General features: G+C 76.0%; 15 protein-coding genes. 4 read left to right on the forward strand and 11 right to left on the reverse strand.

What is annotated here, in order from left to right:
- Positions 1 to 37 precede the first annotated feature (37 nt).
- The 5 genes from BXA05_RS09725 to BXA05_RS09745 all read right to left on the reverse strand — a co-directional run bounded on the left by BXA05_RS09725 (position 38) and on the right by BXA05_RS09745 (position 3,921).
- A complete protein-coding gene (locus BXA05_RS09725) occupies positions 38 to 544 on the reverse strand; it encodes a hypothetical protein (RefSeq protein WP_143311117.1) in 507 nt (168 codons plus the stop codon).
- 54 nt (positions 545 to 598) lie between these two features.
- Positions 599 to 961, reverse strand: a complete 363-nt coding sequence (locus BXA05_RS09730) for an ACT domain-containing protein (protein ID WP_034652603.1) — start codon at positions 959 to 961, stop codon at positions 599 to 601.
- 106 nt (positions 962 to 1,067) lie between these two features.
- Complete coding sequence (locus tag BXA05_RS09735) at positions 1,068 to 2,198, reverse strand: NAD(P)/FAD-dependent oxidoreductase (protein WP_076404849.1); 1,131 nt, start codon at positions 2,196 to 2,198, stop codon at positions 1,068 to 1,070.
- The gene (locus BXA05_RS09740; RefSeq protein ID WP_076404850.1) at positions 2,195 to 2,746 is read right to left on the reverse strand and encodes an isoprenylcysteine carboxyl methyltransferase family protein; all 552 of its coding nucleotides are present in this window, start codon (positions 2,744 to 2,746) and stop codon (positions 2,195 to 2,197) included. The genes BXA05_RS09735 and BXA05_RS09740 overlap by 4 nt, the downstream gene beginning before the upstream one ends.
- Positions 2,743 to 3,921, reverse strand: a complete 1,179-nt coding sequence (locus BXA05_RS09745) for a type III polyketide synthase (RefSeq protein ID WP_076404851.1) — start codon at positions 3,919 to 3,921, stop codon at positions 2,743 to 2,745. Before BXA05_RS09745 ends, BXA05_RS09740 begins: the two co-directional genes overlap by 4 nt.
- 108 nt (positions 3,922 to 4,029) lie before the next feature.
- On the opposite strand from BXA05_RS09745, the gene BXA05_RS09750 reads away from it, so the two are divergent.
- Positions 4,030 to 4,884, forward strand: a complete 855-nt coding sequence (locus BXA05_RS09750; RefSeq protein WP_076404852.1) for a UbiA family prenyltransferase — start codon at positions 4,030 to 4,032, stop codon at positions 4,882 to 4,884.
- A 19-nt stretch (positions 4,885 to 4,903) separates the two neighbouring features.
- Here BXA05_RS09750 and BXA05_RS09755 read toward each other — a convergent pair whose 3' ends face one another.
- Entirely contained in the window at positions 4,904 to 5,827 is a 924-nt protein-coding gene (locus tag BXA05_RS09755; RefSeq protein WP_061268459.1) for a LysR substrate-binding domain-containing protein, read from the reverse strand.
- A gap of 94 nt (positions 5,828 to 5,921) precedes the next feature.
- Here BXA05_RS09755 and BXA05_RS09760 point away from each other — a divergent pair, with 94 nt between their 5' ends.
- Entirely contained in the window at positions 5,922 to 6,902 is a 981-nt protein-coding gene (locus tag BXA05_RS09760) for a threonine ammonia-lyase (RefSeq protein WP_244550432.1), read from the forward strand.
- A gap of 74 nt (positions 6,903 to 6,976) precedes the next feature.
- Positions 6,977 to 7,597, forward strand: a complete 621-nt coding sequence (locus BXA05_RS09765; RefSeq protein ID WP_076404853.1) for an L-threonylcarbamoyladenylate synthase — start codon at positions 6,977 to 6,979, stop codon at positions 7,595 to 7,597.
- Positions 7,598 to 7,657: 60 nt separating this feature from the next.
- Here the strand turns inward: BXA05_RS09765 and BXA05_RS09770 are convergent, their stop codons facing one another.
- Positions 7,658 to 9,199 (reverse strand): lipase maturation factor family protein, encoded by a 1,542-nt coding sequence (locus BXA05_RS09770; protein WP_076404854.1) that lies wholly within the window; start codon positions 9,197 to 9,199, stop codon positions 7,658 to 7,660.
- A gap of 92 nt (positions 9,200 to 9,291) precedes the next feature.
- On the opposite strand from BXA05_RS09770, the gene BXA05_RS09775 reads away from it, so the two are divergent.
- Positions 9,292 to 10,713: a UTP--glucose-1-phosphate uridylyltransferase gene (locus BXA05_RS09775; RefSeq protein ID WP_076404855.1), complete on the forward strand. Its 1,422-nt coding sequence runs from the start codon at positions 9,292 to 9,294 to the stop codon at positions 10,711 to 10,713.
- 432 nt (positions 10,714 to 11,145) lie between these two features.
- Here the strand turns inward: BXA05_RS09775 and BXA05_RS09780 are convergent, their stop codons facing one another.
- The 4 genes from BXA05_RS09780 to BXA05_RS09800 form a co-directional block, all read right to left on the reverse strand.
- Positions 11,146 to 11,802, reverse strand: a complete 657-nt coding sequence (locus BXA05_RS09780) for a YigZ family protein (RefSeq protein ID WP_076404856.1) — start codon at positions 11,800 to 11,802, stop codon at positions 11,146 to 11,148.
- A 71-nt stretch (positions 11,803 to 11,873) separates the two neighbouring features.
- Complete coding sequence (gene argG, locus BXA05_RS09785; protein ID WP_076404857.1) at positions 11,874 to 13,319, reverse strand: argininosuccinate synthase; 1,446 nt, start codon at positions 13,317 to 13,319, stop codon at positions 11,874 to 11,876.
- A 753-nt stretch (positions 13,320 to 14,072) separates the two neighbouring features.
- Positions 14,073 to 14,561: a VOC family protein gene (locus tag BXA05_RS09795; RefSeq protein WP_083711782.1), complete on the reverse strand. Its 489-nt coding sequence runs from the start codon at positions 14,559 to 14,561 to the stop codon at positions 14,073 to 14,075.
- A gap of 169 nt (positions 14,562 to 14,730) precedes the next feature.
- On the reverse strand, positions 14,731 to 15,309 hold the full coding sequence (locus BXA05_RS09800; RefSeq protein WP_021483850.1) for a Dps family protein: 579 nt from the start codon (positions 15,307 to 15,309) through the stop codon (positions 14,731 to 14,733).
- Positions 15,310 to 15,334 lie beyond the last annotated feature (25 nt).

The following is a 15,334-nucleotide window of genomic DNA, read 5'->3' on the forward strand; positions in this document are numbered from 1 at the left end:
GCCGCTGAGCGCGGTGGCGCGCCGGCCGGGCGTCGGGCTAGCCGCCGGTGAACGGGGCGATCGTCAGCGGAGTCCCGAGCGCCTCGCACGCGTCGCCGAGGTCTGCCTGGGCCTGCGACCACTCCGGGGAGCCCACGCCGGTCGACTCGGCGAACGTCCCGACCGCGACGGCCGGCGCGGCCGCCTGGAGGTCACCGACCGCCGTCTGCACGGCGCTGTCCCCGCCGGACGGCAGGCGGCCGAGCACGCGGGTGGCGAGCCTGTACCAGCCGTCCCGCTCCTGCTCCGCCATGCGGCCGTCGGCGAGGCCGAGGTCGGCGTTCTCCACGATCGTCATGACGTCGCTGAAGGCGACGCAGGTCGCGGCGTCGTCCGGGGCGCCGTCCTGCGCCGGGGCGTCCGTGGCGGGCGACGGCGCAGCGCTGCTCGCCGCCTCCGGTCCCTCGGTCCCGTCCGCCGGGCCCGCACCGCCGGACCCGCACCCGACCAGGACCGCCGTGCTCAGCACCACGGCCGCTGCCGCCACCCACCCTCGCGCTCGCATCCGCGCATGCTACCGGTACGGGGACCGCGCACGACGACGGGCGGCGACCCGGGGTCACCGAGGAGCGGCGACCGCGTGACCGGCGTCGCGCAGCACTCGGGTGGCCTGCTCGAGCCGCACCTCCGGGACCAGCACGAGGTCCGCGTGGAACGTGGACGCGACGAACACCGGTACACCCGCCTCGCCCAGCGGCCCGACGACGGACGCGAGCACGCCCGACGTCTCCAGCCCGTGCGCCGAGCCGTAGAAGCCCGCCCACCGCTCGGCGTCGTCGAACGGCGAGGCGTGCCGCACGACCGTGAGCCCTTCGGGGGCGCGCACGAGCGCGACCCACTCGTCGTCCTCGGGGAACGTGGCGCCCGGGACGTGGCCGAGCAGGAAGCGGTCGGGGACGACGTGCAGGTCGAGCGAGGTCATGGCCGCACGGTAGCGGTGGGCGCCCACACCGGGGCGTGGCGAGACGACGGGCTGCTCGCCGGACGAGGGCGGCGGGCGGGTACCGCGACCGGCACGGAGCCGCCCGTCAGCGGGCCAGGCGCTCCACGACCGCCCCGTACAGCCACGGCGCGGCGCTCGCGGCGGGCACGATCGCGCGGCGGGCGGGGCTGCCCGCCCAGGCGAGCAGCCCGGAGGTGAGGACGCGGTAGTCGCGCGTGGCGCGGGACCAGGCGCGCTCGTACCCGGCCGGGTCGTCGAGGTGACGCACGGCGGCCTCGGCCTGGGCGAGCCCGACGCGCACGCCCTCGCCGGTGAGCGCGTCGACGTACCCGGACGCGTCGCCCACGAGGCGCACGTGCCCGGCGGTGCGGCGTCGGGCGCGCTGGCGCAGCGGCCCCGCGCCGCGGACGCGCCCGAGCACGGGGGCGTCGCGCACGCGGTCCGTGAGCTCGCCGAACGCGTCGAGCCCGTGGTGCGCGTCCTGCGGTGTGCCGCGGGCGCCGTCGCGGTGGGTGAGGACGGCGACGCCGACGATGTCGGGCGCGACCGGGGTGACGTACGCCTCGGCGTCCGGTGCCCAGTGCACCTCGACGAGGTCGCTCCACGGGGCGAGCCGGTAGTGGGTGCGCAGGCCGAACCGGGCGCGCCCGTGCGGCGGGGCGTCGAGGCCGGTCAGACGGCGCACGGTGGAGTGCAGTCCGTCGCAGCCGAGCACGCGGGCGGCCCGCACGACCTCGTCCGCGCCGCCGTCCGGCCCGGGTGCCTCTCCGGCGGGTGCGCGCGCCGCGCCGAGCACGACGTCGACCCCGCGGGCGTCCTGGCGCAGGGTCCGGAGCGTGGCGTGCTCGATCGTGACGCCCTCGGCGAGCGCGCGCTCGCGCAGGGCGGCGTGCAGCGCGGTGCGCCGGACGCCGCGGCCCGGGCCGGCGGCGAACGGGTGGTCGGCGTGGCGGGTGGCGTCGCGGTAGCTGATGCCGGCGAGCGGGTGGCCCGGCGGGTCGACGCCGAGGGCGAGGACCGCGGCGAGCGCGCCGGGGAGCAGCCCCTCGCCGCACGCCTTGTCGATGACGCCCGCGCGGCGGTCGACCACGAGGACGTCGTGCCCGGCGCGGCGGGCGTGCAGGGCGGCGGCGAGCCCGACGGGCCCGCCGCCGACGACCAGCACGTCGACGTCGCGGTCGGTCGTGCGGCGGTCGGTCGACCGGGGAGGGGTCACGGCACGGCCGGGTGCGCGGCGGCGCCGCCCGCGGTCGCGCGGGCGAGGGCGCGCTCCTCGGCAGGGATGCGGAAGCGGGCGAGCAGCACGGCGTTGAGCAGCGTGAACGCGACGGCCGTGATCCAGCACGAGTGCACGAGCGGCAGCGCGACGCCCTCGACCACGACGGCGACGTAGTTGGGGTGGCGCAGCCACCGGTAGGGGCCGCGTGCGACGAGCGGCAGGCCCGGCACGACGATGACGCGCGTGTTCCACCGCGGCCCGAGGGTCGCGATGCACCACCAGCGCAGGCCCTGGCTCGCGAGCACGAGGACGAGCATGGGCCAGCCGAGCCACGGCAGGAACGGGCGGTCGGCGAGCCACGCCTCGGCCACGCACGCGATCAGCAGACCCGTGTGCAGGGCGACCATTGCGGGGAAGTGGCCGCGGCCGGACTCGACGCCGCCCCGGGCGAACGACCAGCGGGCGTTGCGGGTGGAGACGACGAGCTCGGCGAGCCGCTCGACGGCGGTGGCGCCCACGAGCACCACGTACCAGGCGAGGCTCATCCCTGGACCTCCTCGGCTCGCGCGACCGCGTGCCCGCCCGCGTGACCGGGCCCGTGCGCCCGGCGGGGGCCGCGGCCGTCGAGCCGCAGCAGGACGAGCTCGGTGCTCACCCCGGGCCCGAACGCCATGAGGACGGCCGGCGCGCCGGGCGGCACGTCCGTGCGGGCCAGGGTCGCGCCGAGCACGTGCATCACCGACGCCGACGACAGGTTCCCCACGTCGCGCAGGGACGCCCGGCTGAGCGCGAGCTCCTCCTCGGCGAGTCCCAGGGTCTCGCGCACCGCGTCCAGGACGCGCGGGCCGCCCGCGTGCACGACCCACGCCCCGACGTCGCCGGGCTCGAGGTCGTGCTCGGCGAGCAGGGCCTTGACGTCGCCCAGCAGGTGCGCCCCGATGAGCTCCGGCAGACGCGCCGACAGCACGATCTCGAACCCTGTGTCGCCGACGCGCCACCCCAGGTCGCCCGTCGTGCCCGCGTGCAGGTGCGAGCGCGAGTCGACGACGCGCACGCCCCGGGCGTGCACGCCCGCGCCTGCCCGTCCGTACGGGCCCGGGCGGCGGGCGAGGCGGTGCTCGTCCCCGACGAGGACGGCCGCCCCCGCGCCGTCGCCGAACAGGCCCGACGCCACGATGTTCGCCGTCGACGGGTCGGTGCGCTGCAGCGTCAGGGAGCACAGCTCGACGGCGACGAGGAGCGCGACGTCCCGCGGGCGTCCCCGCAGCAGGTCGTCCGCCCGCGCCAGGCCCGCCGCGCCCCCGGCGCAGCCCCACCCGAACGACGGCGTGCGGCGCACGTCCGGTCGCAGGCCGAGCCGGGCCGCGACGAGCACGTCGAGCGTCGGCGCGCCCACGCCGGTGACGGTCGTGAGGACCACGTGGTCGACCTCGTCCGGGCGCAGGCCCGCGTCGTCGAGCGCCGCGCGGCACGCCTGCTCCGCGAGGTCGGTCCCGAGCGCGAGGAAGGCGTCGTTGGCCGAGCCGAACGACAGTCCGCCGTAGTCCTCCAGGGGCAGCGCGAGATGACGGGTCTCGACGCCCGCGTGGGCGTGCAGCCGGCGCGTGAGCGCACGGCGCACCGGGTCGTCGGTGAGCAGCTCGCTCGTGACCCGGGAGATCTCGTCCTGGCGGTACGCATGCGCGGGAAGCGAGGTCCCGACGGCGACGACGCGCGACATGCCCGCATCGTCCCACCGGCCCGGTCCGCCCGCGCGGGGGGAGGGGTGCGCCGCGGCGACGAGCCCGGGCGCCGGGCGCGCGACCCGGCGGCGGGCTAGGTTGCCGCCATGGTGACCGGTCGCTCGCGAGGGCTCGTGCGCGGCCTCGTGGTCGCGAGCCACTTCCCGCCCACCGTGATGGTCACCGCGTTCGCCCTCGCGCTCTCCGCGGGCATCGGCGCCGGCGCCCGCACGACGACGCTCGTCGCGCTCGCCGTCCTCACCGGCCAGCTCTCCGTCGGCTGGTCGAACGACTGGCTCGACGCGCGCCGCGACGTCGCCGTCGGTCGCGCCGACAAGCCCGTGGTCACGGGCCTCGTCACGGCGGCCACCCTGCGTGCCGCGGCGCTCGTGGCGCTCGGCGCGTGCGTCGTGCTGTCCCTCGCGACCGGGCTGCTGCCCGGGGCGGTGCACGTCGTCGCCGTCGGGGTCGCGTGGTCGTACAACGCGCTGCTCAAGGCCACGTGGTGGTCCTGGGCCCCGTACGCCGTCTCCTTCGGGCTGCTCGCCGTGTTCGTCGTGCTCGCCGCCCCCGGGGAGGGCCGCCCCGCCCCGTGGGCCGTCGCGGCCGCCGCGCTGCTCGGCGTCGGCGCGCACGTCGCGAACACGCTGCCCGACCTCGAGGACGACGCCGCCACGGGCGTGCGCGGCCTGCCGCACCGGCTCGGGCGCCGCGCGAGCTCCGTGCTCGCGCCCGTGCTGCTCGCCGCGGCGTCCGCGCTCGTCGTGACCGCACCGCCCACGGCCCCCGGCCCCGTGACGTGGGCCCTGGGCGCCGTCGCCGTCGTGCTCGCCCTCGCCGCCGGCGCCGTCGGGGTCGTGCGCCCGCGCAGCCGCGCCCCGTTCGCGCTCTCCATGGCCGTCGCGGGCGTGTGCGTCGTGCTGCTCGTCCTCGCGGCGCCCGCCGTCGTCGTGCCCGGCTGACGGTCAGCCCGCATGACGGTCAGCCGGCCGCGCGCACCAGACCCTCGACCACGGCCGCCGCACCCGGGGACCGACGCTCCCCGTACGTGACCACGAGCACGCGCCGCGCCGCCCCCGGCAGCGCCCGCACCGTCACCCGCGGGTCCCGGTGCGCCCGCAGCGCCAGCGCGGGCAGCAGCGACACCCCCACGCCCGACGCCACGAGCGCCTGCACCGCGACGTAGTCGTCCGTCTCGAACGCGACGCGCGGCGTGAACCCCGCCCGCTCGCACCGGCCCACCAGGTCCGCCCGGCACCGCTCGCAGCCCGCGATCCACGCCGCGTCCGCGAGCGGCGCGAGGTCCACCTCCCCTGACGACGCCGCGGCCTCGTCCGTGGCGGAGTCCCTCCCGGGGTCCGTCCCCGGCTGCGGACCGGACCCCGCCCGCACGAGGAACAGCTCCTCCGCGAGCACCGGCACCGCGCGCAGCCCCTCCACGTCCAGCGGCGACCGGTCGTGCTCGAACACCAGCGCCACGTCCACCGCACCGCGCCGCAGCGCGTCCAGCGCCTCAGGCGGCTCCGCCTCCACCAGCCCCACGCCCAGACCCGGGTGCTCGCGCGCCAGGCGACCCACGACGTCGGGCACCAGCGTCGCCAGCGCCGACGGGAACGCCGCCAGGCGCACCCGACCCGCCGACAACGACACCAGGGCGTCCAGCTCCTCGCGCGCCGCGCCCACGCGCCCCAGGATCTCGTCCGCCCGCGCCGCGAGCAGCCGACCCGCCGCCGTCAGCCGCACGCCCCGGCCGTGCCGCTCCGTCAGCGGCACCCCCACCTCCGCCTCCAGGCGCGCCAGATGATGGCTCACCGACGGCTGCGCATAGTGCAGCGCACGCGCCGCTCCCGTCACCGAGCCCTCGCGCGCCACCGCCGCCAGCACCCGCAACCGCGTCAGGTCCACGTCCCCACCCTCCTGCGCGAAGCATAGATCCCGTCGATCAGTCGCCACAGAACAGGCATTGGACCGATGAGACGCCTCGCGGCACCGTGGACCCGTGCCCCCCGCAGACCTCGCCCCGCCCACGATGCGCGACGTCCTCGACGCCCGCCGCCTCCTCGCCACCCACCTCCGGCCCACCCCCACCCGCAGCTACCCCGCGCTCGACCGCGCCACCGGCACCCACGTCGTCGTCAAGCACGAGAACCACCAGCCCACCGGAGCCTTCAAGGTCCGCGGCGCCCTCAACCTCCTCCTGCGCCTCACCCCCGACGAGCGCACCCACGGCGTCACCGCCTTCTCCACCGGCAACCACGCCCAGGCCGTCGCCCACGCAGCCCGCACCACCGCCACCCCCTGCACCATCGTCATGCCCACCCACCCCAACCCCACCAAGGCCGACGCCGTCCGCGACCTCGGCGCCCGCCTCGTCCTCACCGGCACCACCTTCGACGACGCCCGCGAGCACGCCACGGCGCTCGCGGGCGAGGACGGGTCCCGGCTCGTCAGCGCGGCGAACGAGCCGCTCCTCGTCGCCGGGGTCGCGACGGCGTACCTCGAGCTCCTCGCCGACGCGCCGGACCTCGACGTGCTCGTGGTCCCCGTGGGCGGGGGGAGCGGCGCTGCCGCGGCGTGCCTCGTCGCCCAGGCGCTCGCCCCCGGGCTCGAGGTGGTCGCCGTCCAGTCGGCCGCCTCGCCCGCCGCGCACGACTCGTGGCGCGCGCGCGACCTCGTCGCCCGGCCCAACACCTCGCGCGCCGAGGGCCTCGCCACCGGCACCGGCTTCGCGCTCACCCAGGCCGTCCTGCGCGAGCACCTCGACGACTTCGTGCTCGTCGACGACGACACGATCGACCGCGCCGCCGCGCTCTACCTCACCGCGGCGCGGACCGTCGCCGAGGGCGCGGGCGCGGCCGCCCTCGCCGCCGTCCTCGCCGACCCCGCCCGGTTCGCCGGGCGCCGCGTCGGCGTCGTCTGCTCGGGCGGGAACGCGAGCCCGGCGGAGCTGCGCCGCGTCTCCGCGCACCTGCCCCGGTAGCCGCCTCGGAGCCGGAGCGCGCGACGACGGCGGTCCCGGCGGCCGGACCGCGGCCCCGGGCCTAGGCTCGCCCCATGGCCCGCTACCTCGACGTGCACCCCGACAACCCGCAGCCGCGCGCGATCGCGCAGGTCGTCGCCCTCCTCGAGGACGGCGGCCTCGTGGCCTACCCGACCGACTCCGGCTACGCGCTCGGCTGCCGCATGGACGACCGCGAGGGCGCCGACCGCATCCGCCGCATCCGCCACCTCGACGACCGGCACCACTTCACGCTCGTGTGCGCCGACTTCGCCCAGCTCGGCCACTTCGTCATGGTCGACAACGCGGCGTTCCGGTCGATCAAGGCCGCCACCCCGGGCCCGTACACGTTCATCCTGCGCGCGACGTCGGAGGTCCCGCGCCGCCTCGCGCACCCGAAGAAGAAGACCGTGGGCGTCCGCATCCCCGAGGACACCGTCGCCCAGGCCATCGTCGCCGCGCTCGGGGAGCCGATCCTGTCGAGCTCGCTCATCCTCCCGGGCTCGACCGAGGCGCTCACCGACGGCTGGGCCATCAAGGAGGAGCTCGACCACGTCGTCGACGCGGTCGTGGACGGCGGCGAGCGGGGCAGCGAGCCGACGACGGTCGTCGACTTCTCCGACGGCGCCCCCGAGGTCGTGCGCGTCGGCGCGGGCGACCCGTCCCGCTTCGAGTAGGACACTGCCGGGTCGTCGTCGCGGCCACCCCGGACGGGATCGGCCGCGCCCGCCGGCCGCTCACGCCCGCGGGCCCAGGAGCAGCCGCAGCCGCTCGCGGTCCACCGGGTCGACGAGCGCCCCGCGCTCCTCGCGCACCCACCAGTCGCCGGTGCGTCGCCGCTCGGCGCGCGTCGTGTACCGGTAACGGAAGACGCGGGCCCGCACCCAGCGCGGGGCGGGTCCGTCGGGATCGTCGGCGAACGGGTCCGCCGCGAGCAGGCGCAGGGTCGGGCGGTCGGCCTCCAGGAGCCGGAGCAGCAGCACCTCGAACCACCGCGTGCCGGGCGACCCGAGCGCGAGGAACCACATCTGCCAGTCCAGCCGCAGGTGGTAGGGCGCGACCTGCGGCGGACGGCGGGCCACGTCGCCCGGCTTGCCCCGGAAGGCGTACTCGACCCAGTCGTCGGGACCGGGGGAGCGGGCCGTCGTCCCCTCCACGACGACCTCGTCGCGACGCCGCGAGACCGAGCCGAACGCGCCGTACGCGTTGACGAGGCGGAACGGCTCGAAGCCCGCGTTCATGAGCTGCCGGCGCGCGACGAGGTTCCGCGCCGGGCGCACGCCGAGGACGAGCAGGAGCGCCGACACCGCGAGCACGGCCACGACGAGGGTGACCGGGCCGCCCAGGGCGGCGCCGCCGTCGGGCACCGGAGCCTCGCCGCGGCCGAGCGCGGGCACGAGCCACGACCCGACGGCGGCCCACGCGCCGTCGCTCACGACGCCGAGCCCGAGCACGATCGTCAGCCAGTTCAGCCACGCGAAGTTCCCCGTCACGAGCAGCCACGCCTGCGTGAGCACCACGACCCCGCCCGCGACGCTCGCGACCGGCTGCGGCGCGAAGAGCGCGAACGGCACGACGAGCTGCGTCACATGGTTGCCCGCCACCTCGACGCGGTGCCACCACCGCGGCAGGTGGTGCGCGTGCCACGAGAACGGGCCGGGGAGGGGCTGCGTCTCGTGGTGGTACTCCAGGGCCGTGAGGTCGCGCCACGCGCGGTCCCCGCGGAGCTTGATGAGTCCCGCGCCGAGCTCGAGCCGGAACAGGCACCAGCGGGCGAGGAGCAGGACGAGCAGCGGGGGAGGGGCGCCCTCGCCGGACGAGCCCAGCCACCCCACGAGGAACGTCACCTCGCACAGGAGCGACTCCCAGCCGAACCCGTAGAACCGCTGCCCGACGTTCACCACCGACAGGTAGACGGCCCACAGCACGAGGAAGGCGAGCGTCGTCAGCCACCACGGCCCGCGCTGCGGGACCCCGACGACGAGGAGCGCCGCCAGCCCCGCCCCGCCCCACGCGAGGGCGACGACGAACCGGTCCGAGCACCGCCACCGGAGCAGGCTCGGGGCGTCGCGCCACGTCGTGCGTGCCACGAACGTCGCGGCGGGCAGCAGCCCGCGCTCGCCCAGCAGCGGGCGCCACTGCCGCGCGACGACGACGAACGCGACGACGAGGACCGCCGCCGTGCCGCGCTGCAGCACCTCGCGCGCGACGTCGTAGCCGGGCGCCCAGAACCACGACCCGAGCCAGGTCGCCACGTCGTCGGGCAGGACGTCCGCCATCTGCCCACGGTAGGGCTGTGAGCCCTGTCTCACCCGTGGTCCGCCCGTCCCCGCGCCGGGCCACGACCGCGTCACGCCCCTACCATCGGGGCATGAGCAGCCAGGGCCTGAGCCAGTCCACCGACCGCATGCGTGACGCGGGCGTCGCGCCCGCCGCCATCGACGTCTTCGCCCGGTTCTACCGGCTCCTCGAGTCCGGCGCGACCGGCATGATCCCCGAGTCCGACGTCGAGCCCCTCACCGACGTCACGCACCGCGACGAGCTCGAGGTGCCCGAGGACGCCGCCCGCGAGGCGCTGCGCCGCACGGCGGTCATCAAGCTCAACGGCGGCCTCGGGACGTCGATGGGCATGGACCGCGCCAAGTCGCTCCTCACCGTGCGCGACGCCGACCCCCAGCACCCCGACGGCGGGCCGCTGACCTTCCTCGACGTCATCGTCGCGCAGGTGCGCGCCGCGCGGCGCGCGACCGGGGCGCCGCTGCCGCTGCTGCTCATGAACTCGTTCCGCACACAGGCCGACACGCTCGCCGCGCTCGCCCCGCACGACGACCTCGCCGTCGGCGACCTCCCGCTCGACTTCCTGCAGAACCGCGAGCCCAAGCTCCTCGCGAGCGACCTCACGCCCGTCGACTGGCCCGCCGACCCGGAGCTGGAGTGGTGCCCGCCCGGCCACGGCGACCTGTACACCGCCCTCTACGCGTCCGGCGCGCTGCGCGCCTTGCTCGACGCCGGGTACCGCTACGCGAGCGTCTCGAACTCCGACAACCTCGGCGCCGCGCCCGACGCCGCGATGGCCGGCTGGTTCGCCGCGAGCGGGGCGCCGTTCGCGGCCGAGGTCGCACGCCGCACGCCCGCGGACCGCAAGGGCGGTCACCTCGTCGTGCGCCGCAGCGACGGGCGCCTCGTCCTGCGTGAGACGGCGCAGACCCCGGCCGACGACCAGGACGCCGCCGCCGACATCGGCCGGCACCGGTACTTCAACACCAACAACCTGTGGTTCGACCTCGAGGCGCTGTCGGCCGAGCTCGACCGCACCGGCGGGGTGCTCGAGCTCCCGCTCATCAAGAACACCAAGACCGTCGACCCGACCGACCCGTCGTCGCCCGAGGTCGTGCAGATCGAGTCCGCCATGGGGGCCGCGGTCGAGGTGTTCGACGGCGCCGTCGCGATCGAGGTCGGCCGCGACCGGTTCCTGCCGGTGAAGACGACGAACGACCTCCTCGTGCTCCGCTCCGACGTCTACGACCTCGACGACGCGTACCGGTTCGTCGCGCGTACCGACGCCCCGTTCGTGGACCTCGACCCGGCCCACTACAAGACCATCGCCGCGTTCGACGCCCGGTTCGACGACGGCACCCCGTCCCTGCGCGCAGCCCGCTCGCTCACGGTGCGCGGGGACTGGACCTTCGGCTCCGGCGTGACCGTCACCGGCGAGGCCGAGCTCGCCGACCCGGGCGGCTCCGCCCGCGTCCCCGACGGCGCCGTCGTCGGCCCGGACGGCCTCAGCGCCTGACGCGGAGGCAGAGCCCGGGTCGGCCGAGGTAGAGCCCCGGTCGGCCGAGGTAGAGCCCCGGTCGGCCGAGGTAGAGGCGTGGTCCGCCGGGGCAGAGGCGTGGTCGGCCGAGGTAGAGGCCTGGTCCGCCGGGGTAGAGGCGTGGTCGGCCGGGCACTGCAGGCGCCGGGCGGGTGCGCTGCCCTCGCCTCGCCTCGCCTCGCCTCTCGGCCCGACGGCGGTGGCGGCCCAGCTTGTCGTGGTCGCCTGCACCGACGGGTCGAGCGAGCAAGCATCGACCTGCGAGCAGCTCTGCGTCACGCGACGACGGCTCTACTTCGCGTGACCGGGCCTCTACCTCGCGCGACGACGGCTCTACCTCGCGCGACGACGGCTCTACCTCGCGGTGTGCGGGGTTCCTGCGCGGTGTGCGGGGTTCTTGTGCGGGCGCGGTCAGGCGGGGACGTCGACGACGCGGCTGTCGCCGCGGCGCGCGACGAGGGCGCCGGACGACGCGGCGGCGAGGTCGGCGTCGAACCGGTCGAGCTCGGCCGGGGGGACGAGGACGGTGAACGCGGCCGTCGTGCCGTAGTCGACGCCCTCGAGCGTGCCGTCGTGGTGGTCGCACCAGTCGCGCAGGACGCCGTGGAGCCGCCCGGCGTCGGCGTGCGGGACGTCGACGTGCACCGCGGTGAGCACGGCGCGGCGCACGGGTCGCGCGAGGTCGAGCGCCTCGCTCACCGCGCTCGAGTAGGCGCGCACGAGGCCGCCCGCGCCGAGCAGGACGCCGCCGAAGTACCGCGTGACGACGGCGACGACGTCGGTCACGTGCCGGTGCCGCAGCACCTCGAGCATGGGGATGCCCGCGGTGCCGGAGGGCTCGCCGTCGTCGGTGGAGCGCTGCTGGTCGGCGTGCGGGCCGACGACGAGCGCGACGCAGTGGTGGCGCGCGTCCCAGTGCTCCTTGCGCACGCGTGCGACGACGGCGTCGGCCGCGGCGACGGACGGGACGGGGGAGAGGTGCGCGAGGAAGCGGGACTTCTTGACGACCAGCTCGTGGTCGACGGGTCCGGCGATCGTCCCCCACAGCTCCCCGGTGCCCGCGCTCACCCTGCGAGCCTAGCCGCGACGGCGCCCGGGTCGGTCGTCGACCCGGGCGCCGTCGACGGGCGTCGTGGCGGTCAGTCCGCGCCGGACTCCATCGCGGCGCGGTCGAGGAGCGCGTCGTCGCCCTCGGCCATGCCGCGCGACGCGATGACCTCGGCGCCGCCCTCGGGCATCGCGCCGATGAGCTCGGTGGAGGCCTGCACGGCGCCGATGAGCGCCGCGTGCGTGGTGCCGACGATCCCGATGCCGGCGTACTGCTCGAGCTTGGCCCGCGAGTCGGCGATGTCGAGGTTGCGCATGGTGAGCTGGCCGATCCGGTCCATCGGGCCGAACGCGGAGTCCTCGGTGCGCTCCATCGACAGCTTGTCCGGGTGGTAGCTGAACGCAGGCCCGGTGGTGTCGAGGATCGAGTAGTCCTCGCCGCGGCGCAGGCGCAGCGTGACCTCGCCGGTGACGGCCGTGCTGACCCAGCGCTGGAGCGACTCGCGGATCATGAGCGCCTGCGGGTCGAGCCACCGGCCCTCGTACATGAGGCGGCCGAGGCGGCGGCCCTCCGCGTGGTACTGCGCGAGGGTGTCCTCGTTGTGGATCGCGTTGACGAGGCGCTCGTACGCGGCGTGCAGGAGCGCCATGCCGGGGGCCTCGTAGATGCCGCGGCTCTTGGCCTCGATGATGCGGTTCTCGATCTGGTCGGACATGCCGAGCCCGTGGCGGCCGCCGATCGCGTTGGCCTCCTGGACCAGCGCGACGGCCGACTCGAACTCCTCCCCGTTGATCGTCACCGGACGGCCCTGGACGAAGCCGATCGTCACGTCCTCGGTCTCGATCTCGACCGCGGGGTCCCAGAACCGTACGCCCATGATCGGGTCGACGGTCTCGATGCCCGTGTCGAGGTGCTCGAGCGTCTTCGCCTCGTGCGTCGCGCCCCAGATGTTCGCGTCCGTGGAGTACGCCTTCTCGGTGCTGTCCCGGTACGGCAGGTCGTGCGCGAGCAGCCACTCGGACATCTCCTTGCGGCCGCCGAGCTCTGCGACGAAGTCCGCGTCGAGCCAGGGCTTGTAGATGCGCAGGTGCGGGTTGGCGAGCAGCCCGTAGCGGTAGAACCGCTCGATGTCGTTGCCCTTGAAGGTCGACCCGTCGCCCCAGATCTGGACGTCGTCCTCCTGCATCGCGCGGACGAGGAGCGTGCCCGTGACCGCGCGGCCCAGGGGAGTGGTGTTGAAGTACGCGCGGCCGCCGGAGCGGATGTGGAACGCGCCGCACGCGAGCGCGGCCAAGCCCTCCTCGACGAGCGCGGCGCGGCAGTCCACGAGGCGCGCGATCTCCGCGCCGTAGGCGGTCGCGCGACCGGGCACGGAGCCGATGTCGGGCTCGTCGTACTGGCCGATGTCGGCGGTGTAGGTGCACGGCACCGCGCCCTTGTCGCGCATCCACGCGACGGCGACGGACGTGTCGAGGCCCCCGGAGAACGCGATCCCGACGCGCTCGCCCACGGGCAGGGAGGTGAGAACCTTGGACATGGGCACGAGTATGCAGCATTCTGCATACGTATTCAATTCGGTGGTCAGGGGTCGCGACGGGCCGGGCGGCGACACGCCCGCCAGTCACTTCGGCACAAAAAGTGTGCCAAGCGGTAGGGTCCACCCATGCCCGACGACGCGACGTCACCCACCAGCCCGGACACGGCCGGCCGCGCGACCACCGGCACCAGCACCAGCACCAGTGCCGCGTCCCGCTACCCGCGCCCCACCGTCACGCTCGACGAGGCCGAGTGGGTGTGGCGCCTGCTGGCGACGGAGGCGATGGTCGAGGCCGCGAAGCCGGAGACCGTGCGCCTCGCGGTGATCGCCGGCCTCACGCGCGCGACGGGCGCGCGCTACGGCGACCTGCTGCGCTGCACGGTCGACGCGATCGACCTCGGCCCGGCGACGGAGCGCGCGGGGGAGGGGAGGGTCGTGCTCACGCACGGCAAGCACCGCACGGTGCGCGAGCACGTGCTGAGCGCGAGCGTCGTCGTCGTGCTGCGTCGCTGGATGGCGGTGCGGGAGGTGCTCGCGGCGGACCTCGAGGGGTCGGTGCCGCGCGCGCTGCTGCTCACGGTCCACCACACGCACGACAACGGCGTCACGGTGTCCAGCGGCCTGCCCATCACGAAGCAAGGCCTCGTGCTGTCGTGGCGGCGGTTCGTGCACCGCACGAACGCGCGCTACGGGGCCGTGCGGGCGCCGCTCCCGACGCGCTTCGAGCAGGTCCGGCGGGCCTGGGTCGAGGCGTCAGCCCCGGCGGGGAGCGGGATCGTCGCCGGGCCCGGTCTCGGCGACGACGCCGGGCGGGACGCCCTCCTCGCCGCCGAGCTCCTGGAACAGCGTGAGGTGGAGGCCGGCGGGGGCGTCGAGGCGTGAGTTGAGCGACCCCCAGGGCGTGCGCGTCGGCGGGGCGACGAGCGACGCCCCGGCGGCGACGGCCCGGTCGGTCGCACCCTCGGCGTCGTCCACCTCGAGCGCGACCCGGAGGTGCCCCGCGACGCGACGCCCGACCTCCAGGTCGTCGATCGCCCGCACGTGCCCGGGGGAGGCGATCTCGAGCGTCGCCCGCCCGACGTCCAGGATCGCCACCCGGTCGTCCTCGCCGTCCGCGTAGGCGATCTGCTGGGGGAGGCCCAGGACGTCGCGGTAGAACGCGAGGGCGGCGTCGTAGTCCTCCGCCTCGACGACGAGCCGGAGCTGGCGGACGGGCGGCGGTGCGGCGTGCGGATCGGTCATGCCGAGACCCTACGCTCCTCTCGAAATAAATAGTGTGCCAAGCGCACACATGCGTCCCGCACCCAGAGCAGGAACCTCGCCAACCAGCCCCGAAAGGCGAGGGCCCCGCCACGACTCGCGTGACGGGGCCCGGTCGCCGTCGGGACGACGGCCGTGGAGGGGAGCGGGGTCAGGGCTGACCGGCCGCCGCCTCCTCGGCCTTGCGCGCGGCACCGGCCTCGGTGCGCGCACCCTCGGTGGACAGGTCGCCGCCCGTCGACTCGAGGTGCGCGCGGACGAACCAGTGGAAGAGCTCGAGGTCGTGCAGGTGCCCGATGAGCAGGTCGTTCGTGACGTCGTCGAGCTCCTCGGTCGCGGCCGCCGCCTCGCGGTGGGCCGTGATGACGCCGACGTACACCTCGTCGAGGGCGCCGAGGTGCGCGATCGTCGAGGCGCGGCCCAGGGAGTAGTCCTCCCAGGTGCGGGCGGCGACGAGCGCGCCGGGCGTGCCCTGCGGGGAGACGCCGAGGGTCGCGATGCGCTCGGCGGTCGCGTCGACCATCGCGCGGACGGCGTCGACCTGGGGGTCGATCATCTCGTGGACCGCGATGAAGTGCGGACCGACGACGTTCCAGTGGATGTGCTTGAGGGTGAGCTGCAGGTCGTTGAGCGCGTGCAGCCGCTCCTGGAGGATCCCGGCGACCTGGGCCCCTTCCTCAGGGGTGAGCGACGGGACCGTGTACTTCGGCAGGTCGGAACGAGCAGCCATGGGTTGCCTCCTCGGGGTCGGTGAC

Source organism: Cellulosimicrobium funkei, from assembly GCF_900155925.1.
In the GTDB taxonomy this organism is placed as follows: Bacteria; Actinomycetota; Actinomycetes; order Actinomycetales; family Cellulomonadaceae; genus Cellulosimicrobium; species Cellulosimicrobium funkei.